The sequence below is a fragment of the Azospirillum sp. HJ39 genome (assembly GCF_041507355.1).
GTDB lineage: Bacteria > Pseudomonadota > Alphaproteobacteria > Azospirillales > Azospirillaceae > Azospirillum > Azospirillum thiophilum.
This window is the reverse complement of the sequence record NZ_CP167911.1, coordinates 802122-828167: the sequence shown is the minus strand read 5'-3', so window position 1 is coordinate 828167 and position 26046 is coordinate 802122. Positions and strand designations below refer to the sequence as shown.

Below are 26046 nucleotides of genomic sequence, written 5' to 3'. Positions count from 1 at the left end.
GAGTTATCGGGACGATGAAGATCGGCGATCGGACGGTGCTCGTCTGCGACTGCGCGCACAGCATCGCGCTGGACGGGGCGGCGCTGGGCAAGGCCTGCGGCGACGGAAGCGCCGTCACCGTGCATACCCAGCTGTGCCGGGCGCAGCTCGACCGCTTCGAGGCGGCAGTGACCGAAGGGGCGGCGATGGGCCGGCCTTTGCTGGTCGCCTGCACCCAGGAGGCCCCGCTGTTCGGCGAGGTCGCGGCGGAGGTGGCTCCGGACGCCGTGCTGACCTTCACCAACATCCGCGAGCGTGCCGGCTGGTCGGACGAGGGCGGACAAGCCCTGCCGAAGATCGCCGCATTGCTGGCCGAAGCGGCACTGCCGATCCCGCCGACCGGCGCGCTGACCCTGGCCTCGCAGGGCACCTGCCTGGTCTACGGCACCGACGAGCGCGCCATCGACGCCGGCCGGGACCTGGCGAAGCACCTCGACGTCACCGTCCTGCTGACCAGCCCGAAGGACATCGTGCCGCCGCCGGTGATGGACGTCGCGGTATTCCGCGGCCGCATCCGCAGCGGCCGCGGCTGGATCGGTGCCTTCGAGATCGTGGTGGACGATTACGCCCCCGCATTGCCCTCCTCGCGCGGGACGCTGGGATTCGAGCCGGTGCGGCAGGGGGCGTCGGCACGCTGCGACCTGATCCTCGACCTGACCGGCGGCACGCCGCTGTTCCCCGACCACAAGCGCCGCGACGGCTATCTCCGCCCCGATCCGAACAGCCCGGTCCAGGTGGCCAAGGCGGTGCTGGAGATCGCTGACATGGTCGGCGAGTTCGAGAAGCCGCGCTTCGTCGATTTCAAGGCCGACCTCTGCGCCCATTCGCGCAGCCGCAAGACCGGCTGCACCCGCTGCCTGGACGTCTGTCCGACCGGGGCGGTCACGCCGAACGGCGACCATGTCGCCATCGACCCGCATGTCTGCGCCGGCTGCGGCTCCTGCGCCGCGGTCTGCCCGACCGGGGCCGCGACCTACGCCCTGCCGCCGGCCGCCACCGTGTACGAGCGGCTGCGCACGCTGCTGTCGACCTACCACAAGGCCGGCGGCAAGGCGCCCGCCCTGCTGATCCACGATCCGCGCCACGGCGACGCGCTGGTCGGCATGATGGCGCGGCACGGCCGCGGCCTGCCGGCCCGCATGCTGCCCTTCGCGCTGAACGAGGTGACGCAGGTCGGCTTCGACCTGTTCGCGCTGGCCCTGGCCTATGGCTGCACCCATGTCCGCATCCTGACCGGGCCGGAGAACGAGGGCGAAACCGCCGGGCTGGCCACGCAGATCGGGCTGGCGGAGGCCGCCTTCAGCGGGCTCGGCTACGGATCGGGCCGCGTGGCGGTGATCGACGCCGCGGACCCCGACGCGGTGGCCGCAGAGTTGTGGGCCCTGCCCGCCGATCCGGTCGAGGCGGGGATGTTCCTGCCGATGGGACCGAAGCGCACGGTGACCATGCTGGCGCTGCGCCACCTGCACAAGGTCGCCCCCGCGCCGGTGGAGATCCTGCCGCTGCCGCCGGGTGCCCCGTTCGGCCGGGTGTCGGTCGATGTGGAGGGCTGCACGCTCTGCCTGTCCTGCGTCGGCGCCTGCCCGACCGGCGCGCTGCTGGACAATGCCGACAAGCCGATGCTGTCCTTCGCGCAGGATGCCTGCGTCCAGTGCGGCCTGTGCAAGTCGACCTGTCCGGAAAAGGTCATCTCGCTGGTGCCGGAGATCGATTTCCGCGACCGGGCGCGTGGCGCCGCGGTGGTGAAGGAGGAGGAGCCCTTCTGTTGCGTGTCCTGCGGCAAGCCCTTCGCCACCAAATCGTCGATCGAGAAGATCGTGGCGACGCTGGCCGGCAAGCACTGGATGTTCACGACGCCGGAGGCCGCCGACCGCATCCGCATGTGCGAGGATTGCCGCGTCCGCGACCAGTTCGAGCGGGGCGGCGCCCCCTTCGCCCTGGGCCGCCCGCCGGTTCCCCGCACCACAGACGACGACCTGCGCGAGCGCGAGGAAGCTGCAAGGGAAACTCAACCGGCGACAGTGCGACAAAAGCTGATGTGACGCGTCGCCCCCTTGATCGCCGTCAAAGTCGGCATACCGTGATGTGGAATACGCTCCCGCGATCGTTGCATACCGTCCGCGTTGCGAACATATACTGGGGTGGCCCGCCAGCGGCCATCCGTGGAGTCCGCCGATGATCGACCTCGTGCCTGAAGCCCCGTCGCCCGCCAATCCGGCCCCGCTGCCGGCCCCATTGGTCGATCCGTTCGGCCGCAAGGTGGAATATCTGCGCGTGTCGGTGACCGACCGGTGCGACCTGCGCTGCGTCTATTGCATGGCGGAGGACATGAGCTTCCTGCCCAAGGCGGAGGTGCTGACGCTGGAGGAGCTGGACCGGCTGTGCAGCACCTTCGTGAAGCTCGGCACGCGCAGGCTGCGGCTGACCGGCGGCGAGCCGCTGGTCCGGCGCGACGTGATGCGGCTGATCCACGCGCTGGGCCGCCACATCAAGGCGGGCGACCTGGACGAGCTGACGCTGACCACCAACGGCACCATGCTGTTCAAGCATGCCGCCGGCCTTTACGAGGCCGGGGTGCGGCGGATCAACGTGTCGCTCGACACGCTCGACCCGCACAAGTTCCAGGCCATCACCCGCTGGGGCAAGCTGGACAAGATCCTGGGCGGCATCCAGGCGGCGAAAGAGGCCGGGCTGAAGATCAAGATCAACACCGTCGCGCTGAAGGGCGTCAACGACGACGAGATCCACCGCATGGTGGCGTGGTGCGGCGAGCAGGGCTTCGACCTGACCTTCATCGAGGTGATGCCGATGGGCGACATCGGCGAGGGCGCCCGGATCGGCCAATACTGGCCGCTCAGCATGCTGAAGGCCGAGTTGCAGAAGCGCTGGACCCTGGAGGAGAGCGACCACCGCACCGGCGGCCCGGCCCGCTACATGCGGGTGTCGGAAACCGGCCAGCGCATCGGCTTCATCACGCCGCTGACCCATAATTTCTGCGAAAGCTGCAACCGCGTCCGCCTGACCTGCACCGGCACCCTCTACATGTGCCTGGGCCAGGAGGATGCCGCCGACCTGCGCACCCCGATGCGCGTCAGCGACGAGGACGGTCCGCTGATCGACGCGGTGCGCGAGGCGATCACCCGCAAGCCCAAGGGCCACGACTTCATCATCGACCGCCGCCACCAGGGCCCGGCGGTCGGACGGCACATGAGCGTGACGGGGGGGTGACGCCCGCCATGCCCCTGCCCTTCCTCAACGGACTGCGCGTCGTCGACCTCGGCCAGTATCTGCCCGGGCCCCATGCGGCGCAGCTGCTGGGCGATCTGGGCGCCACGGTGGTGAAGGTGGAGCCGCCGGACGGCGACCCGCTGCGCCGCCTCGGCCCGACCGACAGCGACGGCATGACCGCCGCCTACAAGCTGCTGAACGCCGGCAAGACCATCGTCCGCCTCGACCTGAAATCGGCCGACGGGCGAACCGCGCTGGAAGGGCTGCTGGCCAGGGCCGACGCGCTGATCGAGAGCTACCGGCCGGGCGCGATGGACAAGCTGGGGCTGGGCCGCGAGCGGCTGCGGCAGCTCAACCCGCGGCTGGTGCATGCGAGCCTGTCGGGCTGGGGCTATGACGGACCCTATGCGACGCGGGCCGGTCATGACCTGAACTACATGGCGGTCGGCGGCGGGCTGGACGCGTCCGGGCTGCCGGACCGGCCGGTCATCGCCTATCTGCCGGTGGCCGATTTCGCCTCGGCCCAGCAGACGGCGCTGGCGGTGGCGGGTGCGCTGTTCGGACGCGAGCGGAGCGGACAGGGCTGCTTCCTCGACCTGTCGATCATGGAATCGGTGCTGGGCTGGCAGGGGCTGAGCCTGACCGCGGCGGCTCGCGGCGCCATGCCGGGCCGCGGCGAGGCGCTGCTGTCGGGCGGGGCCGCCTGCTACCGCATCTACCGGACGCAGGACGGCCGTTTCGCCACCCTGTCGGCGCTGGAGGCCAAGTTCTGGCGCGGCTTCTGCGAAGCGGTGGGCCGTCCGGACTGGATCGCCCGCCAGGAAGACCCACTGCCCCAGACCGCCCTGACCGCCGAACTGGAATCGCTGTTCGCCAGCCGGACGCTGGCGGACTGGAAGGCGCTGCTCGACCCGGTGGATTGCTGTTTCGAGGCGCTGCCGACGCTAACCGAGGTGGCGGACCATCCGCATGTCGCCGCCCGCGGCCAACTCCGCGTCACCGGGGGACCGGAACCGCTGGTGGAGACGCTGATGGGCCTGCGCGTCGACGGCGGCCGGCCGCCGGAACGGGCGCCGTTGCGCGAGAGCGACGCCGCCGCGGTTCTGGCCGGCTGGAGCTGAGCCGCTAGCGTTTCGCGCGTTTAATATGAAACGCACGAAACGCTAGCCTTATGTTTGGCGATCGGATTCACGCTTCAAATCGATTCCGATTTTACGCGATCCGATCTAACCCTCCCGCCGATAGGGCGACAGCTCTTCACCCAGCCCGGCGATCTCGGCCTCCATCGCCGGGCGCTCCTGCGCCAGATAGCGGTCGACGGCGCGGCGGAAGCCGGGGTCGGCGATCCAGTGGGCGCTGTAGGTCGGCACCGGAAGATAGCCGCGCTGGATCTTGTGCTCGCCCTGGGCACCGGCCTCGACCCGCGCCAGCCCGCGTTCGATGGCGAAATCCAGCGCGCGGTAGTAGCAGGCCTCGAAATGCAGGAAGCGGTAACGCCCGTCGGAACCCCAGTTGCGGCCGTAGAGCGCGTCGTCGCCCAGCAGGTTCAACGCCCCCGCCACCCATTCCCCGCCATCCTCGCACATCACCAGCACCACCCGGTCGGCCATCGTCCGCCCCAGCAGCTCGAAGAAGCGGCGGTTGAGATAGCCGCCCCCCCATTTGCGGTCGGCGGTCTCCAGATAGAAGCGGTGGAAGGCGTCCCAATGCTCCGGCTTCAGATCGTCGCCGGTCAGCGTGTGCAGCCGGACCGAACTGTCGGCCACCTCGCGTCGCTCCTTGCGGATCGCCTTGCGCTTGCGGGAGTTCAGCGCCTCCAGGAACTCGTCGAAGCTGCCATAGCCACGGTTGTGCCAATGATACTGCACGCCGAGCCGCTGCAGCCAGCCGGCATCGCCCAGCCGGTCCCAATCCTCCCGGTGGGGAAAGGTGACATGGGCGGAGGAGACGCCGTAGCGCTCCGCCACCTGCTCCAGCGCGCCGACCAGCGCATCGGCGACCGCACCGGCATTTGCGGCCGGCGCCACCAGCAGCCGCGGCCCCGGCACCGGGGTGAAGGGCACCGCGACCTGCAGCTTGGGGTAATAGTCGCCGCCCGCCCGCTCAAAGGCGTTGGCCCAGGCATGGTCGAAGACATATTCGCCGTAGGAATGGCTCTTCAGATAGGCGGGCACCGCACCGACCATCCGTCCGCCGCCGTCATAGGCGGCAAGATGGCTGGGCTGCCAGCCCGACGTGCCGGTCGCCGACCCCGACTCCTCCAATGCCAGCAGGAAGTCGTGGGACAGGAACGGGTTGCCGGGACCGGCGCAGGCATCCCAGCCCTGCCGGTCCGCCTCGCCAATCCCACTCAGAACCTTGACGGTGATCGCGTCGTTGCCGTCAGGCATGCATGCGTCTCCCTGAACCGAAGGCGAACCGATGGCAAGGAGGTAAGCCGGATGCCGCGGCGCGGCAAGCGGCCGCGACCACCACTGTGACCGTCAGGCCACTTCCAGGATCGCGTCGACCTCGACCGCGACGTTGCCGGGCAGCGACGGGGCGCCGACCGCGGCGCGGGCATGCTGGCCGGCCTCGCCGAAGACATCGCGCATCAGTTCCGACGCGCCGTTGATCACCAGCGGATGGTCATGGAAGTCGGGACCGGAATTGACAAAGCCACCCAGACGCAGCACCCGGGTCACACGGTCCAGGTCGCCGCCCAGCGCCGCCCTGGCCTGGGCCAGGATGTTCAGCGCGCACAGGCGAGCCGCTTCCTTGCCCTGCTCCACCGTGAAGTCCTGGCCGACCTTGCCGACGAACTTGCGCTCGCCGTTCCAGACCGTGACCTGTCCCGAGATGTAGAGGGTGTTGCCCGAACGGGTATAGGGCACATAGGCGGCCACCGGGGCCGCGGCCTGCGGCAACTCGATGCCCAGTTCCGCCAGGCGTACGTCGATCCGACCGGTCATGATGCTTCTCCCTTCCCTGCCGCGGCCCGCCGGGGCCACGCGCGCGATCCTTAAAGGACATGGTTTGGAGCCCGACCATAGCCGCGCCGGTCCGCCGCTGGGAAGGCCGTGCCGGTGTCGGTGGGAAGATTCGTTCCGCCGGACGCATCGGCAGTTCCGTCCGTCACCGGCAAAAGATTCCGGGACTCTTTTTCGGACACACCTCCACCCGGGGCCGCACCGACCCTGCGCTTTTTGCCCACCGATTTTTATCTTTCAGTGAAATCAATTACTTAATTGGGATTTTTGCAGTTGGCACGGCGCTTGAAAGAGTGATGTCAGGAAAACGCACGTTGCCTCGCCGGTCAAATGACCAGGGGCGGGGACAGCCTCAGAAGGAGACTAGGACCATGGCCGGAAATGTGACCCTGACCGCCTCGATGCGTACGAACCTGCTGCAGCTGCAGAGCACGCAGTCGCAAATCGACAAGAAGCAGAACATCCTGTCGACGGGCAACAAGATCAATTCGGCTCTCGATGGTCCGACATCCTTCTTCGCCTCCAAGGGCCTGAACCAGCGCGCCGGCGACCTGACGTCGCTGAAGGACGCGATGGGCCAGTCGATCAGCACGATCCAGGCCGCCGACAAGGGCCTGACCTCGATCGACTCGCTGGTCGACCAGGCCAAGGGCCTGACCACCGCCGCCTATGCGGCGCTCGGCAACGACGCCGCCTCGATCGCCACCCGCAAGTCGCTCGCCTCTCAGTTCAACACGCTGAAGGACCAGATCGACAAGCTGGCCGCCGACAGCGGTTATCAGGGCAAGAACCTGATCAACGGCAACGGCATGAGCATGGACAGCACCAGCGCATCCCGTGCCGCCGTCAACACCATCACCGGCGTCGACAACGCCCGCGTCACCAACGTCATCTCCTCCGACACCTATTCGATCCGCATCAAGGGCGACGGCTCGGTCGAGGGCAAGACCGAGGACATCACCAAGGCGGAGCGTGCGCACGGTCTTGTCGGCCTGAAGCTGTCGGGCACGATGTCGTCCACGCTCGGCAGCTTCTCCGACGTCCAGATCGAGGTCCGCGGCGCCAACGGCCGCTCGCGCGACTTCATCGTCCAGGACGGCGATGAAAGCCGCACGATCACCTACTTCGACAACACCCAGACCATCGAAGCCAAGCTGGCGACCCCGGCCAAATCGGGCAGCGCGCAGGTCTCGACGGTGAATGTCAGCGGGACGATCGAGGAAGGCGACATCTTCACCATCACGGTGGAAGGCCAGGCCTTCAGCTACACCGCGACCAAGGGCGACGTCGCCATCGGCCAGAACGCCGCCGTGAACATCGCGACCAACCTGCAGACGTCGATCAGCACCGCCATCAGCAGCGGCCGCCTGCAGGGCAAGGACGTCGCGACGGCCTCGGTGCAGACCAACGGCACCATCACCCTGACCGGCAACACCACGCCCGGCGTCGTCCGCGAGATGACGGTGACGACCAGCGCCACCAACGCGCTGACCAAGAAGATCTCGGAGAGCTTCGCGTCGGGCACGATCGTCTCCTTCACCGTCGACCGCCGGTTGCTGGAATCGGCGAACAACCAGGGCAACGGCATCTCGGTCATCGAGAAGAAGGTCGACCTGCAAATCCAGGTCACCAACTCCAACGGCGCCCAGGTCACCCGCGACGCCATGAACGCCCGCGGCGACGGCAAGCTGAGCGGCGGCGAACAATCCTTCACCTTCGACAGCGGCACGGTGCGCCTGAACATCGACGAGGACACGATCAAGCAGGCGGCTTCGGCGAACTGCTCGGCGAACATCGTCACCAAGCAGATCTCCGACGCCAACACGTCGAACGACATCACCGTCCAGTTGAACGAGCGCAACACCAACGCGATCACCGTGAGCGCAGTCAACCTCTCGACCAGCGGCCAGGGCCTGAAGCTGGACGGCGCGCAGAACAGCTGGATGGACCGCGCCGACATCGACAAGGCGGTTGCCGGCCTCGACAACGCCAAGGCGACGATCCGCTCCGCCTCGCAGCAGCTGTCGACGAACCTGAACATCATCACGACCCGCGAGAGCTTCACCAAGGAGTTCAGCGACGTGCTGACCGAAGGCGCCAGCAAGCTGACGCTGGCCGACCAGAACGAGGAAGGCGCAAGCCTGCTGATGCTGCAGACCCGTCAGCAGCTCGGCACCATCGCCCTCTCGCTGGCCAACCAGTCGCAGCAGTCGATCCTGCGTCTGTTCTGATCGGGAACAGGGACTCGCCAACGGAAAAGGGGCGCCCCGATTGGGGCGCCCCTTTTCATGTCTGCATTCCGGTTCAGCGCCCCGCCAGGGCCGCCTCGATCAGGGCCCGGGCATCGGCGGCCAGCCCGGCCCGGCCCTCGGCCCGCGTGTACATCATGTGGCCGCCGGGATGCACCGTCACCGCCACCCGGCCGCGCTCGCCCGGCGGCAGCTCCAGCCTCGACACGACCCAGCGCGAGGCCATGTAGGGGGTGATGAGATCGGTCCGCCCATGGGCGATCAGCACCCGCAGCGCCGGCTGCAGGGTCAGCGCCGTCTGCAGCGCGTCGACGGCGCTCGGCACCGACATGCGCGGCCATTCCCAGCCGCGGTTCACCCGGTCGCTGAGCAGCCGGTAGGGCGTGTCGGTCCGCAAGCCCAGCGCGTCGTGGACGTAGGCGGCAAAGGCCGTCGTATAGGTCGGCACCGTTCCCTTCAGGAAGGGGTCGAAGGGGATGCGGGCCGCTCCCGGATCGGGGTCGGGCGCGGTGAAGGTGCCGTCATAGATGCTGAGGATCCGCCCCTGGTCGCGCAGCAGCTCACGCGTGAAGACCCCCATCGGCACGCGCCCGCGCTGGCGCCGCACGATTTCGACCGGCAGGCCGGTGAGGCGTGCCACCGCGGCGAAGACATCCTGCCCCGAGTCGAGCCGTCCGTAATCCAGTCCGGCCAGCCCGGTCAGGTAAGGACCGAGGGCGAAACTCTCCGCGGCCTCGGCCGCCTGCCCCGGGGTGCCGGGCGCACGGCCGAGAGCAGCGGCCGCGGCGGCCATGGCCGGCAGCTTCCAGGCGGGGCCGAGGATGCCGTCCTCGTCGATGGCGGCGAAATCGACGACCGGCGAGACCAGGATCAGCCCGTTCACCGCGAGCCCGACCTGATCGATCAGCTCCTCGGCCATCTTGGCGATGCGGAAGCCGCCATAGCTCTCGCCGGCCAGGAAGGTCGGCGACGACCAGCGGCCATTTCGCGTCAGCCAAAGCCTAACGATCTCGGCCATCGACCGGGTGTCGCCGTCCACCGACCAGAAGCGCCTTTCCGTCTCGTCCGGTTTCACCGCCCGGCTGAAGCCGGTGCCGACAGGATCGATGAAGACAAGATCGGTGAATGCCAGCCAGCTGTCGGGGTTGTCGACCAGCCGTGCCGGCGGCGGCGGCAGGGTCCCGTTCGGCCCGAAGGCGACCGCCACCGGTCCGGCCGCCCCCAGATGCATGTAGGCCGACGCCGCCCCCGGCCCGCCGTTGAAGACGAAGGTGACCGGGCGCCGCGCCCGTTCCTCGCCACCGCCCGGCCCTGCCGGATCGGCCGTGTAGGTGACGGTGAAGATTCGCGCCGCCAGTTCCTCCCTGGCCCCATCGCGCAACGGCAGGAACTCGGCCGTCGCGGTGTAGGCCAATGGCCCGCCGGACAGCGGCAGGCTGTGCCTGGTCACGCTGCGCTGCGGATCGAAGCCCTGGACGTCGTCGGCCCGGCGCTCGCCGCCCGTCCTCTCGCCATTCGCCTTCTCGTCATCGGTCTTTTCGCCCGGGGTCTTTTCACCCGGCGCCTTTTCGGCCCCCTTGCGGTCCTCCGCCCGGGCGGCCCCCGGCTCCAGCGTCACCACCAGCGGCGGCATCAGCAGGGCCGGCAGCAAGGCAAGGGCGAGGATGCGGGACAGGGGTCCGGAACGCTGGCGTGGTCGCGCGGTCGTGGAGCGGGGGAGCATCGGCGGATCCCAATCGGTTGCTGGCCCGCCGCATATTGCCGCCCCGGCACGGATCCGCAACCCGTCGCCCGGCAGGGACCGCAGCGCCGGACTTGCCGGACGGGCGATGTGGTACATTTCTTCACGCACCGAAAGTGTCAACACTTTTGGGCTATGATGCTCTCAGGTACCGTCAGGGCAACTTCTTACAGGACGCACCTCCATGTTCCTTTTCCGGCATGCCACGATTCGTACGCGTCTGTTTCTCGGATATGGTGCAGTCCTCCTGCTTCTGGTCAGCCTGACCGTCATCGGCGTGCGGGAGGTGCGGAAGATCGACGCCGACCTCAACCGAATCAACGAGGTGAACAGCGTCAAGCAGCGCTACGCGATCAACTTCCGCGGCAGCGTCCATGACCGCGCCATCGCGCTCCGCGACGTGGTGCTGGCGACCGACGCGGCGACCCTGTCGGCCGTGCTGGCCGACATCGACCGGCTGGCCGCCTTCTACGACGAATCCGCCCGGCCGCTGGACGCCATGTTCGCCCGCATGCCCGATATCGAGCCGGAGGAGAGGACACTGCTCGCCGGCATCAAGGAGATCGAGGCGAAGAGCCTGCCGGCGATCAAGGCGACCGTCGCCGCCCGCAAGGCCAACGACAGCGCCGGCGCCCAGAAGGCGCTGATGCAGGACGCCCGCCCCGCCCTCACCGAATGGCTGAAGCGCATCAACGCCTTCATCGACCTGCAGGAGCACAAGAACCAGCAGGTCGCCGCAAGGGCGCGCGAGGTCGCCAGCGGCTTCCAGACGCTGATGCTGTCGCTGTGCGGTGCCGCCCTGCTGCTGGCCGCCGCGTTCGGCATGTGGACGGTGGGAGCGCTGCGGCCGCTGCGCCGGCTGACCGACGCGATGCTGACGCTGGCCCGCGGCGACCTGTCCGTCTGCGTGCCGCCGTCCGAAGCCAAGGACGAAATCGGGAAGATCACCGGCGCCGTCGAGGTGTTCAAGGCCAACGCGGTCGAGGCCGATGCCTTCCGCCGCCGCCAGGCAGATGCCGAGCATGCCGCCGAAGCGCGCAAGCGGACCGAGATGGCGGCCCTGGCCGACCGGTTCGAGAGCGAGGTGAAGGGCGTGGTCGACAGCGTCTCCTCCTCCTCCTCCGAGGTGCGGACGCTGGCCACGGCGCTGGCCGCCACCGCCGACCATACCGAGTCCCAGGCGACCACCGTCGCAGCCGCGTCGGAACAGGCGTCGGTGAATGTCCAGACCGTCGCCGCCGCCGCCGAGGAACTGGCCGCCTCCATCGCCGAGATCGGGCGCCAGATCGGCGAGAGCAGCCGCAAGGCCCGCCAGGCATCCGACCAGGCCGACGGCACCAACCGCATCGTCGACGGCCTGTCGTCGAAGGCGAACCAGATCGGCGACGTGGTGAACCTGATCAGTTCGATCGCCGGCCAGACCAACCTGCTGGCATTGAACGCGACCATCGAGGCCGCGCGGGCCGGCGAGGCCGGCAAGGGCTTCGCCGTGGTGGCGAGCGAGGTGAAGAGCCTCGCCAACCAGACCGCCAAGGCAACCGGCGACATCTCGCAGCAGATCGCGGAGATCCAGACTGCGACCGCCGAAGCGGTGCAGGCGATCCAGAGCATCGCCGCCACCATCGGCGAGGTGAACAGCATCGTCGGCACCATCGCCCAGGCGGTCGACGGCCAGAATGCCGCGACCATGGAAATCGCCCGCAACGTCCAGCAGGCGGCTGCCGGCACCAACGAGGTGTCGTCGTCGATTGGCGGCGTGCTGCAGGCGGCCTCGGAAACCGGAAGCGGCGCCACGCGGCTGCTCTCCTCCTCCGGCGAGCTGTCCAAGCAGGCGGATCTGCTGCGCACCCAGGTCGACCGCTTCCTGGGCAGCGTGCGGTCGGGCCAGGGCTGATCCGCTGGCCGATCCGCTGGCCCCTGCGGGAGGCGTGCCGACGAGCATCGGCACGCCTCCCGACGGGATTGCTGCCTCCGATGCGCGAACGGACCCCGGGCAATCTGCCTCATAGCCGGCTGCATCGAGGCCGGTTCGACAATCAATTGGTATTGCGGCGCTGATGGCGGCGCGAAGGGCGCTCCAGGGATCCGGCAGGTTTCGGGCAGCGGCGTGGAAACCAGAACCCGCTCGACACGGCGATCGGCGGAAAACGCCTTGTATATGCGGGCCAGCCTTCTTCACCGGCCCAAATCCGGGATCGCAATTCCGCCCGCCCTCGGGAATACCCCGATTCACATGCGGGTCAATCCGCTTTAGGATGAATTTTTGGAAAACGAAATCCACCCTGACGCGTAGAGGCCCGAAGAACCATGCCAGTTCTGACGTTGCGCCAGAAAATGTCCATTCTGCCGCTGTCCTTCGTCGTCGCCCTGCTTGTGGTGGGTGGTGTCGCAATAGCGGGACTGGGCATCGTCGACCGGGCCAACCAGGAGGTGCTGACAACCGCCGAGGCGCTGTCGAACCACCAGTTGGGCGACATGATGCACGACGCGCTGCGGGCGGATGTGCTGGCGGCGCTGCTGGCCGGTCCAGCCTCGGCGGCAGACGAGCGCGAGGAACTGACCAAGGACACGGCCGACCACGCGGCCACCTTCAGGAAGGCATTGGACGCCAACCGCCGGCTTTCCCTTCCCCCCGCCATCGCGGACGGGCTGACCGGCCTGCGCGGCGCGCTGGAGGACTATGTCCAGGCCGCAGAGCGGCTGGCCGGGCTGGCCTTGCGCGATCCGGCGCAGGCACGGGCAGGCATGACCCGCTTCATGGAGCTGTTCCATGACCTGGAGGAGCGGAACGAGGCCCTGTCCGACCTGATCCTCGGTGAGAACCGCGCACGCAACGAACGGTCGACCATACTCGCGGTCTATGCCTACGCGGTGATCGGAATCGTGACGGTGCTGGCGGTTCTGGGATCGATCGTCCTGGCCGCGACGATCGCCCGCTCGATCGTCCGGCCGCTCGATCAGGCGGCGCTGGGAATCGCCGCCATCGGCCAGGGCCGGCGCGACCTGTCTCTCCATCACCCGGTCGACGACGTGATCGGCCGGGTCATCGGCGCGGTGATGCTGATGCAACGCCAAGCCGCCGATCTGGACCGCAGCACGGCGGAAGAGGCGGTGCGGCGGGATGCCGAACAGCGCAAGTTCGCAGCCCTGTCCGAGGCGACCGACCGTTTCACCCGGCAGACCGAGGCCATCGTCCGCTCGCTCGGCACCACCGGCGTACAGTTGCAATCGACCGCCGCGACGATGTCCGACGGTGCCGCCCGCGCCAGCCGGGAGATCGGCGACCTGCGAGACCATGCCGAGACCGCCGCCCGGACCGTGCGCGACGCGGCGGCGGCAGCCGACGGGCTGGGCACCATGATCGGCGAGGTCGGCCACCACAGCGGCGAGGCCACCCGGATGACCGCCGACGCCGTCAGCCGCACCGATGCCGCCGCCCGCAACATCCACGACCTGTCGATGGCCTCGCAGCGGATCGGCGAGGTGGTCAGCCTGATCAACTCCATCGCCAGCCAGACCAACCTGCTGGCGCTGAACGCCACCATCGAAGCGGCAAGAGCGGGAGAGGCCGGGCGCGGATTCGCCGTCGTCGCCAACGAGGTGAAGAACCTCGCCGGCCAGACCGCCCAGGCGACCGACGACATCCAGGCGCAGATCGCCAACATCCAGGCCATCGTCGACCAGACGGTGCGCGGCATGGACGGCGTGTCCAGCACGGTGGAGGCTGTGCGCGGCAGCGGCGCCGCCATCGCCGACGCGGTGGGTCGGCAGTCCGATGCGGCCAACGGCATCCTGCAGGCGATGAACGACGGGGCGGGCGCGGTCACCGCGATGACCGGCATGCTGGGCGATGTGCACCGGACCATTTCCGAAACCGACCGCGCTGCCGCCGATCTGGCCGCCGCCGCCACCGAACTGCGCCGGGAGACGGATCGGTTGCAGGGCGAGGTCGCATCCTACACCGGGACCGTCCGCAAGACCTGATGACGCCGCGGTCCGGCAGAGGCACAAGGCTGCCGGGCCGGCCTCGGCAATTGCGATTCGCGCCCTCCCCCGCTACACAGGGCGCCAGTCGCCGTTTTCCCGGAGCCTTTCCCATGTCGACCCTGCCCGATCAGGCAACCATCGCCGCCACCGCGGCCAAGATCCTGCTGGAGATCAAGGCGCTGCACTTCAACGCCGAGACGCCCTTCATCTTCACGTCCGGCTGGGCGAGCCCGGTCTACACCGACTGCCGCCGAATCGTGTCCTTCCCGCGCGCCCGCAAGGCGCTGATGGATTTCGCCGTCGCCACGATCGAGCGCGAGATCGGATACGAGGCCATCGACGCGGTGGCGGGCGGCGAGACCGCCGGCATTCCTTTCGCCGCCTGGATCGCCGACCGGCTGGAACTGCCGATGCAGTATGTGCGCAAGAAGCCCAAGGGTTTCGGCCGCAACGCCCAGATCGAAGGCCTGCTGACCGAGGGGCAGCGCGTCCTGCTGGTCGAGGATCTGGCGACCGACGGCAAGAGCAAGGAGAACTTCGTCACCGCGCTGCGCAACGGCGGCGCCCAGGTGACGGATACCTTCGTGATCTTCCACTACGGCATCTTCCCGCAGTCGAAGGTCAACATGGACGCCATCGGCGTGCGCCTGCACGCGCTGTGCACCTGGTGGGACGTTCTGAAGGTCGCCCGCGACAACAGCTATTTCGACGAGAACACCCTGTCCGAGGTCGAGAAGTTCCTGAACGACCCGGTGGGCTGGTCGTCGGCCCATGGCGGCAAGTCGAGCATGTGATCCGTGCCGGGGCGGGGAAAACGTTTCCCGCCCCTGGCTTCGTGCCTGCAGCCCGTCAGGCCATCAGCGTCCGGATCCGTTCCCGGAATGCCGCCTCGTCGAAAGTGCCGTCATTGGCGGTCGAAATCCAACCCGGCAAGGCAGGGTGCCAGAACGGGTTGTAGAGAGTCACCGAATTCCTTCTGCCCAGCACTCCACCCAGATAGCTGAAGGAGGACCGGCTGGTGATCAGCACGTCTGCGGTGGATAGCAACGACAGGCAGTCGATGGCCTCGGCATTCGCCATCACCGTCGCGTTCGGAATGACGGCGAACTCGTCGATTTTCGACGCTTCGGGACCAAGCCGCCTCGGCGCCCCGATGGACTTTTGAATCCCGTTCTCGCCGGGCTTCAACTCGATTTCCCTGGTCGGTATCTCCGTGTGAATTTCGAAGCTGTAGGGAACGCCCATTTCCTCCAGCAACCGCGAAACACGCAGTGACACCTCGATGTAATAATCGTTCGGCAGCATGCGGTCCGCGGCAACCACCATCATTTCGCCACGGCGGACATGGACCGCCACCCGCAACCTCTCCTTGTTGGGAGGCAGGTGGGAAAAGGGAGAAATCTCCTTGCAGCATTCATACGATGCAGGATGGGCATCCGTGATGCCATAGGGTAGCGTTATCCTGACGATGACCGGTCGGTCGAGCGACTGGGCTTGTGCCGTGATGGCATCCATCGCCTCAGTCGTAATGCTGTGAACGTCGATGACATAGTAAGATTGAGGGACGGCCACATCGGATTTGATCGCGAATCGGCGATTGAAAGCGTCGACGAAACCCTGATTTCCACTATTTTCTTCAAGAGACTTCAAGCCCTGGTAATCAACCTTGGCAAGGGGAGAATGGATGTAGGGAATCTTCAAAAGCCGCGAAAGAGCGTAAATGCCATACACCCGCTGCAACTGGGCACCGACGCCATCGGTCATCTTATCGTTCTGATACGTGACCGCGACTTTCCAGGAGGGAATGGAATTTTCCTGTTCGCTGCTCATAACCGTTCCATTTCTGCAAGGTTCCCAACACGCCCATCATCGACGCGCTTCATACATCACGCCCGGCATCACGCCCGGTCCGAAGTCCTTACCACAGCTTTACGATGACCGGAATCAGGGCCATGGCCAGAGGTGGGCCAACGAATGGCGGCGGATGGAGAGCGGGTCGGGCGGGCGCACAAACACGCTATGCGGGGCGCGAAGCCGCATTGGTCCGGTCGGCCGCCGCCTGATCGGGCCTCGGGGCGTGATTGAGTCGCACATGGACGATTTCCCACCGCTCCTGTGCCCCTGCGGCGGCGCCGTCGCAGGGGCGGCGGTCCAGCACGTCGAAGGACAAGGTGGACAGCCCGTCGCCGGCCGGGATCTTGCCGCCGGACCAAAGCTCCTGAAAGACGCGGCGGTTGACCAGGGAGATTGGGGACGGCGCCGCATCCGGCGTGAAGCCGTCATTGTCATGGTCGAGCGGTTGGAAGCGCCCCTTGCGACGGCCGGTGGGAATACGGCGCGCCCGGATCCGCAGCGAGAAGTCGAAATCCTCATAGCCCCAGCCCCAGAAGGCGTTGGAATAGCCGTCGACCTGCCGCATGACCGTGTTCGGCATCAGCAGTACGCCGCCCATCGAGCTTTCGAGATTGGTCGTCACCGTGCGGTCCGACCGTCCCGGCGCCACAGGCCGCTGCTCCGCCCCATACCATAGGATGGGGGTGGGACAGTCGGCCCAGGAATAGTCGGCATCGACCGGCAGGTAATCGATGTCGTGCAGGCAGGTGTGATCGCTCTGCCCCTCACCCAGCAGGAAGCCTGCATTCATCAGAGCCCCCCGGTTGAAGGGAAGCCCGGCCTCCTGCTCCACGATGGTGACGCGATACTCGATCCGCGGGATGAGACGGTCGAAATAGGCGCTCACCCACGGAACGAACTGCCGGAGATGGCTTTCGCGATCCCGGTAGGGGACGACGATATGGAGCCGTGCGCCTGCGCTGTCGCCGGTCGTCATGGGACCTTTCCTTCTTCCTGTGTGGCGGTGTCCGGACCGTCGTCGGCGGAGATGGCGATCGGGCGCGGCGCCCCGCCGGTGCGGTGGATCTCCCACATCGCCCGGTAGGCCGCCTCCAGATTCCGGGTGAAGCGCGGCGTGTCGAACAGCGGGCAGACCGACCGGTTGCGCACCAGCCGCTGCCGCAGCTCGCGGAGCCGGTCGGGCGAGCGGGCAAGTCCCGCCGCCGCCGCCTCGTAGGCCTCCTGCCCGTCCGCGATCAGTTCGGGCAGCCCTGCAGCCCGCAGCAGGCTGGCGGCGACACGCCCGGCGAAGGTCGTGCCCTGCAGCGTCAGCACCGGCAGCCCCGCCCACAGCGCGTCGCTGGCGGTCGTGTGGGCGTTGTAGGGAAGCGTGTCGAGAAACAGGTCCGCCAAACGGTGCCGCGCCAGATGCTCGGCATGGGGCACGGGCCTGGCGAAGACGAGCCGGCCGGGATCCAGGCCTCGGGCCTCGCCCTCGCGGCACAGGTTGGCCGCAACCTGGGGGAGCCCGGCATAGAGCCACAGCACGCTGCCGGGGACTGCCGCAAGGATGCGCGACCAGCTGTCGAATTGGACGGGCGTCAGCTTATGGGCGCTGTTGAAGCAGCAGAATACGAAGCCTTCGTCCGGCAACCCGCACTCCGCCCGGGTCGGCGTGGCCTCGGCAATGGCGCGCCGGCGGTCGTTGGGCTGGTAGCAATCCGGCAGCCGCACCACCCGCTCGGCGAAAAACCCCTCCTCGCCCGGCGCGATCACCGTGGGATCGGCCACGATGTAATCGACATAATCCGCCCCCAGCGTGCCCGGATAGCCCAGCCAGTTGACCTGTAGCGGAGCCGGGCGGGCGGCCAGGATGGAGGTGCGCGAGAAGGTGGTGAAGCCGGTCAGATCGACCAGGATGTCGATGCCGTCCGCCGCGATGGCCCCCGCCGCATCGGCGTCGGTGTGGCGGCGCAGGTCGACGAAGCGCTCGATTCCCCGTTGGAACCGCCGGCGCAGCGCGCTGCCGTCGTCGATGCCGGTCGAATAGGCGGTGACGGCGAAGCGGGAGCGATCATGCGTCTCCAGGGCATCGACCATCAGATGGCCCATCGCATGCTCGCGGAAATCCGCCGACAGGTAGCCGATCCGCAGGCGCCCGTCGCGCGCGGCCGCGGCAGTCCGGACGACAGGAGCGGCGCCGCGGGCCTTCGCCGCCGCCCAGCGGGACGCCGCCGACTTCTGGTCGGCCGGGGTCGACGCGCAGGACAGGACGTCGAAGGGCGATACGCCCTCCGCCCCCGCACGCACCCGATGGAGAAGCAGCGCCTCCAGCCCGTCCAGATCGCGCCAGTCGCACAGAAGCCTCTGCTGGTGGACGAGCTGCCCCAAGGCCGCCGCATGGTCCGGAACCAGCCGCAGCACCCGCCGGCAGGCATCCGCCGATACCCTGCTCCAGCCGGCCATCGCGGCGGCCATCGCCAGATCGGTATGGCCGTCGGGCTCGCCGGGGGCGATGGCGACGGCATTGCGCAGAACGGCGACCGCTGCATCGGGACGGAAGGCCTCCGCCAGCACGCCGCCCAGCCGACGCCATGCCTCGCCATTCTCCGGCTGACGGGCCAGCAGGGCGCGCAGCGCCGCCAGGGCACCCTCCGCATCGCGCTGGCTCGACAGAAGCAGGGCGAGATTGGTTTCCACCACCGCGAAATCGGGCTGCAGGTCCAGCGCGGCGCGGTACTCGGCCACGGCATCCTGCGAACGGCCGAGCGCGCGTAGGGCGTTGGCCAGATTGTTGCGCGCCGCCGGATCGGATGGCGCCAGCCGGACGGCGGCCGATGCGGCGCGCCATGCCTCCTCCCGCCGCTCCGCCGCATGGGCCGCGTTGCCCAAGGCCAGCCAGTTCCGCGCACCCGCGGGATCGAGCGCCACTGCGCGCCGGCCGGCGGCGAGCGCCGCGGCCGGGCGGCCGGCCGCATCGAGCAGGGCGGTCAGGTTGTGCCAGTTCTCCGCATCCAGGGGGGCGAAGCCGGTCGCCTTGCGGAAGGCCGCTTCGGCCTCCGCATTCCGGCCCAGGCGGTGGAGCGCCACGCCCAGCCGGGACCAGGCCACCGCGTCCGCGGGATCGAGCCGCGCGGCCTCGCAGTGGGCGGCGGCGGCCTCGGCGACACGGCCGAGATCCTGCAGCGCGACGCCGAGATTGTTGTGGACCTCCCCCAGATGGGAATGGGTCGCCAGCACCTTGCGGTAATGGGGTTCGGCATCCTGCGGACGCCCCTGCCGGTGCAAGGCCAGAGCCAGACCGTATTGGGCATCGGCCGAGTCTGCAGCGACCCGCAGCGCCGCCGCATAGACGGTCGCCGCCGCATCCCAGCGCGCCATCGCGGCCATGGCGGCGCCGAAATCGAGATAGACCTCCAGATCCTTGGCGATGGCCAGCGACTTCTGGAACAGGATCACCGCTTCCCTCGGCCGGCCCAGCCGCAGTTCGACCGCGCCCAGCCGGTGCAGCGCAGCCGGGTTCTGCGGCTCGGTCCGCAGGATGTCGAGATAGCGGGTTCTCGCCTCCTCCAGGTTGCCGGCGTTTTCCGCCGCCGCGGCGCGGGCGAAACTGGTCATGCGCTGCCGATCGGTGCTGACGGTTGACGGGGGTGAAGCAGTGTCCTGTCTGCCATAACCGGCCCTAGTCGCGCCAGCGCGTGTGTTCCACGATGCGGGGAATCCCGGCGGGCCGGCGGCCGTCGCCCCATTGCGAGATGTCGGGAATCGCGGTCACGCCATCGCGGCGGCCGAGCAGGCTCAGAAGGCTCTGGTCATGGCGATGGTCGCGGAACTCGGGATAGTTCGGCAGGCCGCATGCGTTGGGGTCGTCGGTGATCAGCCGGGCGTCCTGGGCATGCCGCAGCCAGTCCGCGACGAACGCCATGGCCGCCGGCCCACGTTCGCACACGATGAAGCTGGCGAGGATCTGCGGGGCATCGGTGAAGGCCGGCCGGTCCAGCCCGAGGAAATGGAAGCAGTCCCGCTTGGTCCAGACCCTGTTGCGGTGATGGTCCTCCAGCGTGAACAGCAGGACCGGCAGGTCGCGCCGCTCGCGGCAGATCTCGATGACCGGATCGGCGCTGTGGACGAAATGGGCGCCGCTGTCGCTGTAGAACAGGATGTCGCCGTCCTGCAGATGCTGGCGCAGCAGCAGGTCGATGAAATAGGGCTTCCACAGCCAATAGCCGGCACCGCGCGGCCGGTCCAGGATGTGCCGGTTGCGGCCGGCGAAGCCGGCATCGATGTGACGGCGCCCCATCATCGCCACCCCGTCGAACCCGCCGACGCCCAGCCCGGTCTTGCCGTTGTATTTCTGCGCCGTCGTGAAGGCGCCGTCGGCATAGTTCAGCAGCACCCGCTTCATCGCTCGTCCTCCCGCCGCAAGGCGGCTTTTTGCTTCGGCTTTTTTGCTTCGGCTTTTCCTGGGGTTTTCTTACTGCCGCCGCTCACAGGCGGCTTTCGATCCATTCGGCCAGACGGTAGGCGTCGAAGTAGAAATCCTCGGTGCCGAGGAAGGGCGCGGTGCTGCGGTAACGGCGATAGGCATCGTAATCGTCGTCGATGGCCAGGATGGCGTCGATGGCCTCCTCGTCCGAGGCGTAGCGCGACACGTCGATGAAGCTGCCGGCGGCGACATCGCGCAGCACGCCGCTGTCGCCCCAATAGAGCGGCACGGCGCCGGCCTGGAAGGCGTCGAGGATCTTCTCGGTCAGATAGCCGGGGTACGAGGCATTCTCGAAGGCGAAGGCGAAGCGATAGCGCGAGAAGACCCGGATCTTCGGCAGCCAGCCCATCTTCACCACGCTGCCGGTGTTGTTCAGCAGCCAGCCGACCGATTCGACATGGCGCCGGGCGCTGAGCATCTGGAAGAAGTCGTTGCGGCGTGCGCAGTTGGGATTCTTGTAGAGGAAGGCGCAGAATTTCCGCTTCGCCGCCTCCTCCCGCGCCGGCGGCACAGGCGGCAGGACGGGGTGGCAGAAATGCGGGGTCGCCCCCTCGCGCCTGTGGTCCCAGGCATGCATGACATAGAGCGGCAGGCGATAATGGCGGGGATCGTCGATGCGGTCGAACGACACCGACATGTCGACCCCGTCCAGCGGGGGACGCACATTCTCGCCGGTGAAGAACAGCCCGCGGGCGGTCCGCGCCTCGCGATGGCGGGTGCCGAAAACCGACACGATGGCGAGGTCGCAGTCGTTGTCGACGACCGACACGTCGAAGCGGCTCGACAGGATCTCGACGAAGAAATTCGCCGACGGGTCGAACTCCGGCCAGAAATCGAAGAAGGCGATCTTGAGCCGCGGCCGCGCACCGCGGCCGCCCCGCTCCGGACCGTGCAGGAGGAAGCGGTCGAGAACTGCCGGATCCCTGTTGGCTGACGCAAGAAATTCGGCCAGGAAGTCGCTTGTCCGTGGATCGATCATACCCGGCGATGCCCTTGCGCCTGCTGTGTGCCGGCCCCGTCCGCCGGGAACCGCCCCCGCCCCGGTCAACCCGGCGGCATTACCGTAGAAGTGCCGCCATCCCGTGACCAGTGGAATTTTCGGACCCTGCCGCGCCCCCCAGGGGCATGAGCCGTCCTTGACCGCACCGCACACGCCGCTAATATCCCGCGCCATGGATGTCTCTTTGCGGATCCTTGCGCACAACCGGGCGCGAATTACCGGCCCGGCTCTCTGAGGAGGGCCGGGAACGAGACCTATTGTGCGTCGGGTGGCGGTATGGCCGCCCGGCGGTGATGCTTTCCCCAGGGATCCGATATGACCCGCGATTACAAATCGACCGTCTTCCTGCCCCGCACCGACTTCCCCATGCGCGGCGGCCTGCCGGCCAAGGAGCCCGAGCTGCTGAAGCGCTGGGCCGAGATGGACCTGTTCGGCAAGCTGCGCGCCGGCGCCAAGGGCCGGAAGAAGTTCGTGCTGCATGACGGCCCGCCCTATGCCAACGGCAACATCCACATCGGGCATGCCGTCAACAAGATCCTGAAGGACGTCATCGTCCGCTTCCGCCAGATGCAGGGCTTCGACGCCGACTATGTCCCCGGCTGGGACTGCCACGGCCTGCCCATCGAATGGAAGATCGAGGAGAAGTACCGCAAGGCCGGCAAGAACAAGGATGACGTGCCGATCATCCAGTTCCGCGCCGAATGCCGCCAGTTCGCCGAGGAATGGGTCGGCATCCAGGCCGACGAGTTCCGCCGGCTCGGCGTGGAAGGCGACTGGAAGCAGCCCTACGCCACCATGACCTTCCCGGCCGAGGCGCAGATCGTCCGCGAAATCCACAAGTTCGCGCTGAACGGCGGCCTCTACAAGGGCTCCAAGCCGGTCATGTGGTCGGTGGTGGAGAAGACCGCGCTCGCCGATGCGGAGGTCGAATACCACGACCACACCTCGACCACCGTCTTCGCCCGCTTCGCGGTCTGGGGCTCGTCGGCGCCGGAGATCGACGATGCCAGCATCGTCATCTGGACGACCACCCCCTGGACCCTGCCAGGCAACCGCGCCATCGCCTATGGCGACGACATCGAGTACGCCACCTTCAAGGTGCTCGCGGTCGCCGAGGGCAGCAAGGCCGAGGTCGGCGAGCGGCTGGTGCTGGCCACCGCGCTGGCCGAGCAGGTGTTCAAGGAGGCCGGCATCACCGAATGGCGGCAGTTGCACCGCTTCCCCGGCTCGCGTCTGGCCGGCGGCTTCTGCCACCACCCGCTGACCCGCCAGGGCTACGACTTCAAGGTGCCGCTGCTGGCCGGCGATTTCGTGACGACCGACGCCGGTTCCGGCTTCGTCCACATCGCGCCGGGCCATGGCGAGGACGACTTCCGCCTGGGCCAGGCCAACGGCATCGAGGTGCCGCAGACGGTGGGCGAGGACGGGCGCTATTACGCCCATGTGCCGCTGTTCGCCGGTCTGGCCGTCTACACCGACCAGGGCAAGCCCGGCCCGGCCAACAAGGCGGTGCTGGAGGCGTTCGAGCAGTGCGGGTCGCTGCTGGCCAGCAACCGCATCAAGCACAGCTATCCGCACAGCTGGCGATCCAAGGCGCCGCTGATCTTCCGCACCACGCCGCAATGGTTCATCTCGATGGAGACGAACGACCTGCGCGGCGTGGCGTTGCAGGCGATCTCCGACACCCGCTGGGTCCCGCCGCAGGGCGAGAACCGCATCCGCTCGATGATCGAGAGCCGGCCCGACTGGTGCATCAGCCGCCAGCGCGCCTGGGGCGTGCCGATCGCCCTGTTCGTCCGCAAGGCGACCGGCGAGATCCTGCGCGATCCGGACGTGTTCGCCCGAATCGCCGACATCTTCACGCAGGAGGGCGCCGACGCCTGGTTCGCCCGCGACCCGCAGGACTTCCTCGGCAACGGCTATGCCGCCGACGAGTTCGAGCAGGTCAGGGACATCGTCGACGTCTGGTTCGAGTCGGGCTCCTCCCATGCCTTCGTGCTGGAGCAGCGGCTGGAGGAGCTGGCCTGGCCGGCCGACCTCTATCTGGAAGGCTCCGACCAGCATCGCGGCTGGTTCCACTCCTCGCTGCTGGAAAGCTGCGGCACGCGCGGCCGGGCGCCCTACAACGCGGTGCTGACCCACGGCTTCGTGCTCGACGAGCAGGGCCGCAAGATGTCCAAGTCGCTGGGCAACGTGGTGGCCCCGCAGGAGGTCTGCGACCAGTATGGCGCCGACATCCTGCGCCTGTGGATCATCAACTCCGACTATTCGGAGGATCTGCGCATCGGCAAGGAGATCATCAAGACCCAGGCCGACCTGTACCGCCGCCTGCGCAACACGCTGCGCTACCTGCTGGGCGCGCTCGCCGACTACACGCCGGCCGAGCGGATCGACGCCGCTGAAATGCCGGAGCTGGAGCGCTGGGTCCTGCACCGCCTGTCGGAGCTGGACACGCTGGTCCGCGAGAAGGTCGAGGCCTACGACTTCCACGCCCTGTTCGTCGCCCTGCACAATTTCTGCGCGGTGGAGCTGTCTGCCTTCTATTTCGACGTCCGCAAGGACAGCCTCTATTGCGATCCCGTCGATTCGGTGCGCCGCCGGTCGGTGCGGACGGTGATGGAGCATCTGTTCTCCACCCTGACCTCCTGGCTCGCCCCGATCCTCTGCTTCACCGCGGAAGAGGCGTGGCTGGCCCGGCCGGCCGGCCTGACCGAAGGTGCCGGCTGGACCGAGGAGAGCGTGCATCTGCGGGCCTTCCCGGAGGTGCCGGCCGCCTGGCGCGACGATGCGCTGGCCGCCAAGTGGGAGACGGTGCGCAACGTCCGCCGCGTCGTCACCGGCGCGCTGGAACTGGAGCGGGCCAACAAGACCATCGGCTCGTCGCTGCAGGCCGACCCGACCGTGTATGTGGATGCCGCGACCAAGACCCTGCTGGCCGATGTCGACTTCCAGGACGTCTGCATCACCTCATCCATCGAGGTGACCGACGCGGCGGCGCCGGACGGGGCCTTCACCCTGCCCGACGTCCCCGGCATCGCCGTCGCCCCGGCACTGGCCGAAGGCGGGAAGTGCGAGCGCTGCTGGAAGGTCCTGGAGGAGGTCGGCACGGTCCACGACCACCCGACGCTCTGCATCCGCTGCGCCGACGCGGTGGCATGAGGCCATCCGCCACAACCGCGGCCCTATTCCCTCTCCCCCCCGGGGAGAGGGTTAGGGTGAGGGGGGTCCGCCTGCCGGACGCCCGTCGCCGCACCTCCCCCTCACCCCGACCCTCTCCCCGGGGGGGAGAGGGAGGATGCGCGGCCCCATGAACGCCTTCGTCGCCAACCGATCCCGTTCCTACTTGCTGTTCGGGCTGATCGTCGCCGCGGCCGTCGTCGTGCTCGACCAGCTCAGCAAATGGTGGATCCTCGACCGGGTGATGCAGCCGATTCCGCACGTCATCGAGGTGACCTCCTTCTTCAACCTCGTGCTGGTGTGGAACTACGGCGTCAGCTTCGGCACCTTCGCCAGCGGCGGCGCGCTGATGCCCTATGTGCTGAGCGCGCTCGCCGCGGTCATCGCCATCTGCCTGGTCTTCTGGCTGCGGCAGGCGGACCGGTGGCCGATCGCGCTGGCGCTGGGCTTCATCATCGGCGGGGCAGTGGGCAACGTGATCGACCGGCTGCTCCACGGGGCGGTGGTCGACTTCCTCGATTTCCACGTCGGCGGCTGGCATTTCTGGGCCTTCAACGTCGCCGACAGCGGAATCAGCGTCGGCGTCGTCGTGCTGCTTATAGACGGGCTGTTCGCCGGCCGCGAAAAGTCGTAAGAGTTCCGTCGCCGGTGGCGCTATAACCACCGGCGAGCGCTCACCACGCGGCCTCGACCAGCGGGCCCGGTTGCTACGACGTGACAGACGACGGGATCCTCCGAACGTGACCAGCATCTCCTCCGCCCTCTCCTCCTCCCGGACCAAGCTTCCGCTCCTTGGGCTGGCGCTTGCGGCGTTGGCGCTCGCCGGCTGCTCGGACGTGCGCCGGTCGATCGGTCTCGAACGCCAGAGCCCCGACGAATTCTCCGTGGTGTCCCGCGCCCCGCTGACCCTGCCGCCCAGCATGCAGGATCTGCCGCGCCCGCGCCCCGGCGCGGCACGCCCGCAGGACAGCACCCCGACCCGCGTCGCCGCCGGCGCCGTGTTCGGCGGCAGCTCGCGCGGCGCGGCGGCGAGCGCATCGGCCGGCGAGAAGTCGCTGATCGCCCAGGCGGGATCGCGCGACGGCATCGACCCCAACATCCGCGCCAAGGTCGATCAGGAAACCACCCAGCTGATCATCGCCGACAAGAGCTGGATCGACACGCTGCTGTTCTGGCAGAAGCAGGAACAGCCCTATTCCCTCGTCGATCCCGCCAAGGAGCAGCAGCGCCTGCGCGAGGCCCAGGCCCAGGGCAAGTCGCTGGACGGCGCCGCCACCCCGGTCATCGAGCGCAAGCGCAAGGCTCCGCTGGAAGGTCTGTTCTGAGCCGCGGCGCCT

General features: G+C 68.2%; 18 protein-coding genes. 10 read left to right on the top strand and 8 right to left on the bottom strand.

The window, feature by feature from the left end; all coding sequences use genetic code 11:
• Positions 1-14 precede the first annotated feature (14 nt).
• The 3 genes from ABMY26_RS17300 (at position 15) to ABMY26_RS17290 (ending at position 4388) form a co-directional block, all read left to right on the top strand.
• The gene (locus ABMY26_RS17300; protein ID WP_372398438.1) at positions 15-2081 is read left to right on the top strand and encodes a 4Fe-4S dicluster domain-containing protein; all 2067 of its coding nucleotides are present in this window, start codon (positions 15-17) and stop codon (positions 2079-2081) included.
• 133 nt (positions 2082-2214) lie between these two features.
• Positions 2215-3267 (top strand): GTP 3',8-cyclase MoaA, encoded by a 1053-nt coding sequence (moaA, locus tag ABMY26_RS17295; RefSeq protein WP_372398437.1) that lies wholly within the window; start codon positions 2215-2217, stop codon positions 3265-3267.
• Positions 3268-3275: 8 nt separating this feature from the next.
• On the top strand, positions 3276-4388 hold the full coding sequence (locus ABMY26_RS17290) for a CaiB/BaiF CoA transferase family protein (protein WP_372398436.1): 1113 nt from the start codon (positions 3276-3278) through the stop codon (positions 4386-4388).
• A 105-nt stretch (positions 4389-4493) separates the two neighbouring features.
• Here the strand turns inward: ABMY26_RS17290 and ABMY26_RS17285 are convergent, their stop codons facing one another.
• Together ABMY26_RS17285 and ABMY26_RS17280 are read right to left on the bottom strand one after the other, a co-directional pair.
• Positions 4494-5657, bottom strand: a complete 1164-nt coding sequence (locus tag ABMY26_RS17285; RefSeq protein ID WP_372398435.1) for a GNAT family N-acetyltransferase — start codon at positions 5655-5657, stop codon at positions 4494-4496.
• Between the two features lie 93 nt (positions 5658-5750).
• Positions 5751-6218, bottom strand: a complete 468-nt coding sequence (locus tag ABMY26_RS17280) for a RidA family protein (RefSeq protein WP_372398434.1) — start codon at positions 6216-6218, stop codon at positions 5751-5753.
• 389 nt (positions 6219-6607) lie between these two features.
• Between ABMY26_RS17280 and ABMY26_RS17275 the strand changes: the two genes are divergently transcribed.
• A complete protein-coding gene (locus tag ABMY26_RS17275; protein ID WP_372398433.1) occupies positions 6608-8467 on the top strand; it encodes a flagellin in 1860 nt (619 codons plus the stop codon).
• A gap of 73 nt (positions 8468-8540) precedes the next feature.
• Here the strand turns inward: ABMY26_RS17275 and ABMY26_RS17270 are convergent, their stop codons facing one another.
• Positions 8541-10208, bottom strand: coding sequence for a S10 family peptidase (locus ABMY26_RS17270; protein WP_372398432.1), 1668 nt, complete (start codon positions 10206-10208; stop codon positions 8541-8543).
• Between the two features lie 202 nt (positions 10209-10410).
• Here ABMY26_RS17270 and ABMY26_RS17265 point away from each other — a divergent pair, with 202 nt between their 5' ends.
• The 3 genes from ABMY26_RS17265 (at position 10411) to ABMY26_RS17255 (ending at position 15007) form a co-directional block, all read left to right on the top strand.
• Entirely contained in the window at positions 10411-12120 is a 1710-nt protein-coding gene (locus tag ABMY26_RS17265; protein WP_372398431.1) for a methyl-accepting chemotaxis protein, read from the top strand.
• A 440-nt stretch (positions 12121-12560) separates the two neighbouring features.
• Entirely contained in the window at positions 12561-14210 is a 1650-nt protein-coding gene (locus ABMY26_RS17260; protein ID WP_372398430.1) for a methyl-accepting chemotaxis protein, read from the top strand.
• A gap of 113 nt (positions 14211-14323) precedes the next feature.
• The gene (locus ABMY26_RS17255; RefSeq protein ID WP_372398429.1) at positions 14324-15007 is read left to right on the top strand and encodes an orotate phosphoribosyltransferase; all 684 of its coding nucleotides are present in this window, start codon (positions 14324-14326) and stop codon (positions 15005-15007) included.
• 55 nt (positions 15008-15062) lie between these two features.
• On the opposite strand, the gene ABMY26_RS17250 is transcribed toward ABMY26_RS17255, so the two are convergent.
• The 5 genes from ABMY26_RS17250 to ABMY26_RS17230 all read right to left on the bottom strand — a co-directional run bounded on the left by ABMY26_RS17250 (position 15063) and on the right by ABMY26_RS17230 (position 21511).
• On the bottom strand, positions 15063-16043 hold the full coding sequence (locus ABMY26_RS17250) for a hypothetical protein (RefSeq protein ID WP_372398428.1): 981 nt from the start codon (positions 16041-16043) through the stop codon (positions 15063-15065).
• Positions 16044-16230: 187 nt separating this feature from the next.
• The gene (locus ABMY26_RS17245; RefSeq protein WP_372398427.1) at positions 16231-17043 is read right to left on the bottom strand and encodes a galactosyltransferase-related protein; all 813 of its coding nucleotides are present in this window, start codon (positions 17041-17043) and stop codon (positions 16231-16233) included.
• A complete protein-coding gene (locus ABMY26_RS17240; RefSeq protein WP_372398426.1) occupies positions 17040-19664 on the bottom strand; it encodes a tetratricopeptide repeat protein in 2625 nt (874 codons plus the stop codon). The genes ABMY26_RS17245 and ABMY26_RS17240 overlap by 4 nt, the downstream gene beginning before the upstream one ends.
• A 64-nt stretch (positions 19665-19728) precedes the next feature.
• Positions 19729-20451 (bottom strand): hypothetical protein, encoded by a 723-nt coding sequence (locus ABMY26_RS17235; protein ID WP_372398425.1) that lies wholly within the window; start codon positions 20449-20451, stop codon positions 19729-19731.
• 82 nt (positions 20452-20533) lie between these two features.
• Complete coding sequence (locus ABMY26_RS17230) at positions 20534-21511, bottom strand: glycosyltransferase family 10 domain-containing protein (RefSeq protein WP_372398424.1); 978 nt, start codon at positions 21509-21511, stop codon at positions 20534-20536.
• Positions 21512-21847: 336 nt separating this feature from the next.
• On the opposite strand from ABMY26_RS17230, the gene ileS reads away from it, so the two are divergent.
• The 3 genes from ileS (at position 21848) to ABMY26_RS17215 (ending at position 26034) form a co-directional block, all read left to right on the top strand.
• A complete protein-coding gene (ileS, locus tag ABMY26_RS17225; protein ID WP_372398423.1) occupies positions 21848-24691 on the top strand; it encodes an isoleucine--tRNA ligase in 2844 nt (947 codons plus the stop codon).
• A gap of 136 nt (positions 24692-24827) precedes the next feature.
• The gene (gene lspA / locus ABMY26_RS17220) at positions 24828-25343 is read left to right on the top strand and encodes a signal peptidase II (protein WP_372398422.1); all 516 of its coding nucleotides are present in this window, start codon (positions 24828-24830) and stop codon (positions 25341-25343) included.
• 106 nt (positions 25344-25449) lie between these two features.
• The gene (locus ABMY26_RS17215) at positions 25450-26034 is read left to right on the top strand and encodes a DUF3035 domain-containing protein (RefSeq protein ID WP_372398421.1); all 585 of its coding nucleotides are present in this window, start codon (positions 25450-25452) and stop codon (positions 26032-26034) included.
• Positions 26035-26046: the final 12 nt, after the last annotated feature.

Coding starts and splice junctions, on each gene's coding strand:
- ABMY26_RS17300 (WP_372398438.1), top strand. CDS start 15: ATGAAGATCGGCGATCGGACGGTGCTCGTCTGCGACTGCGCGCACAGC.
- moaA (WP_372398437.1), top strand. CDS start 2,215: ATGATCGACCTCGTGCCTGAAGCCCCGTCGCCCGCCAATCCGGCCCCG.
- ABMY26_RS17290 (WP_372398436.1), top strand. CDS start 3,276: ATGCCCCTGCCCTTCCTCAACGGACTGCGCGTCGTCGACCTCGGCCAG.
- ABMY26_RS17285 (WP_372398435.1), bottom strand. CDS start 5,657: ATGCCTGACGGCAACGACGCGATCACCGTCAAGGTTCTGAGTGGGATT.
- ABMY26_RS17280 (WP_372398434.1), bottom strand. CDS start 6,218: ATGACCGGTCGGATCGACGTACGCCTGGCGGAACTGGGCATCGAGTTG.
- ABMY26_RS17275 (WP_372398433.1), top strand. CDS start 6,608: ATGGCCGGAAATGTGACCCTGACCGCCTCGATGCGTACGAACCTGCTG.
- ABMY26_RS17270 (WP_372398432.1), bottom strand. CDS start 10,208: ATGCTCCCCCGCTCCACGACCGCGCGACCACGCCAGCGTTCCGGACCC.
- ABMY26_RS17265 (WP_372398431.1), top strand. CDS start 10,411: ATGTTCCTTTTCCGGCATGCCACGATTCGTACGCGTCTGTTTCTCGGA.
- ABMY26_RS17260 (WP_372398430.1), top strand. CDS start 12,561: ATGTCCATTCTGCCGCTGTCCTTCGTCGTCGCCCTGCTTGTGGTGGGT.
- ABMY26_RS17255 (WP_372398429.1), top strand. CDS start 14,324: ATGTCGACCCTGCCCGATCAGGCAACCATCGCCGCCACCGCGGCCAAG.
- ABMY26_RS17250 (WP_372398428.1), bottom strand. CDS start 16,043: ATGAGCAGCGAACAGGAAAATTCCATTCCCTCCTGGAAAGTCGCGGTC.
- ABMY26_RS17245 (WP_372398427.1), bottom strand. CDS start 17,043: ATGACGACCGGCGACAGCGCAGGCGCACGGCTCCATATCGTCGTCCCC.
- ABMY26_RS17240 (WP_372398426.1), bottom strand. CDS start 19,664: ATGACCAGTTTCGCCCGCGCCGCGGCGGCGGAAAACGCCGGCAACCTG.
- ABMY26_RS17235 (WP_372398425.1), bottom strand. CDS start 20,451: ATGAAGCGGGTGCTGCTGAACTATGCCGACGGCGCCTTCACGACGGCG.
- ABMY26_RS17230 (WP_372398424.1), bottom strand. CDS start 21,511: ATGATCGATCCACGGACAAGCGACTTCCTGGCCGAATTTCTTGCGTCA.
- ileS (WP_372398423.1), top strand. CDS start 21,848: ATGACCCGCGATTACAAATCGACCGTCTTCCTGCCCCGCACCGACTTC.
- lspA (WP_372398422.1), top strand. CDS start 24,828: ATGCGCGGCCCCATGAACGCCTTCGTCGCCAACCGATCCCGTTCCTAC.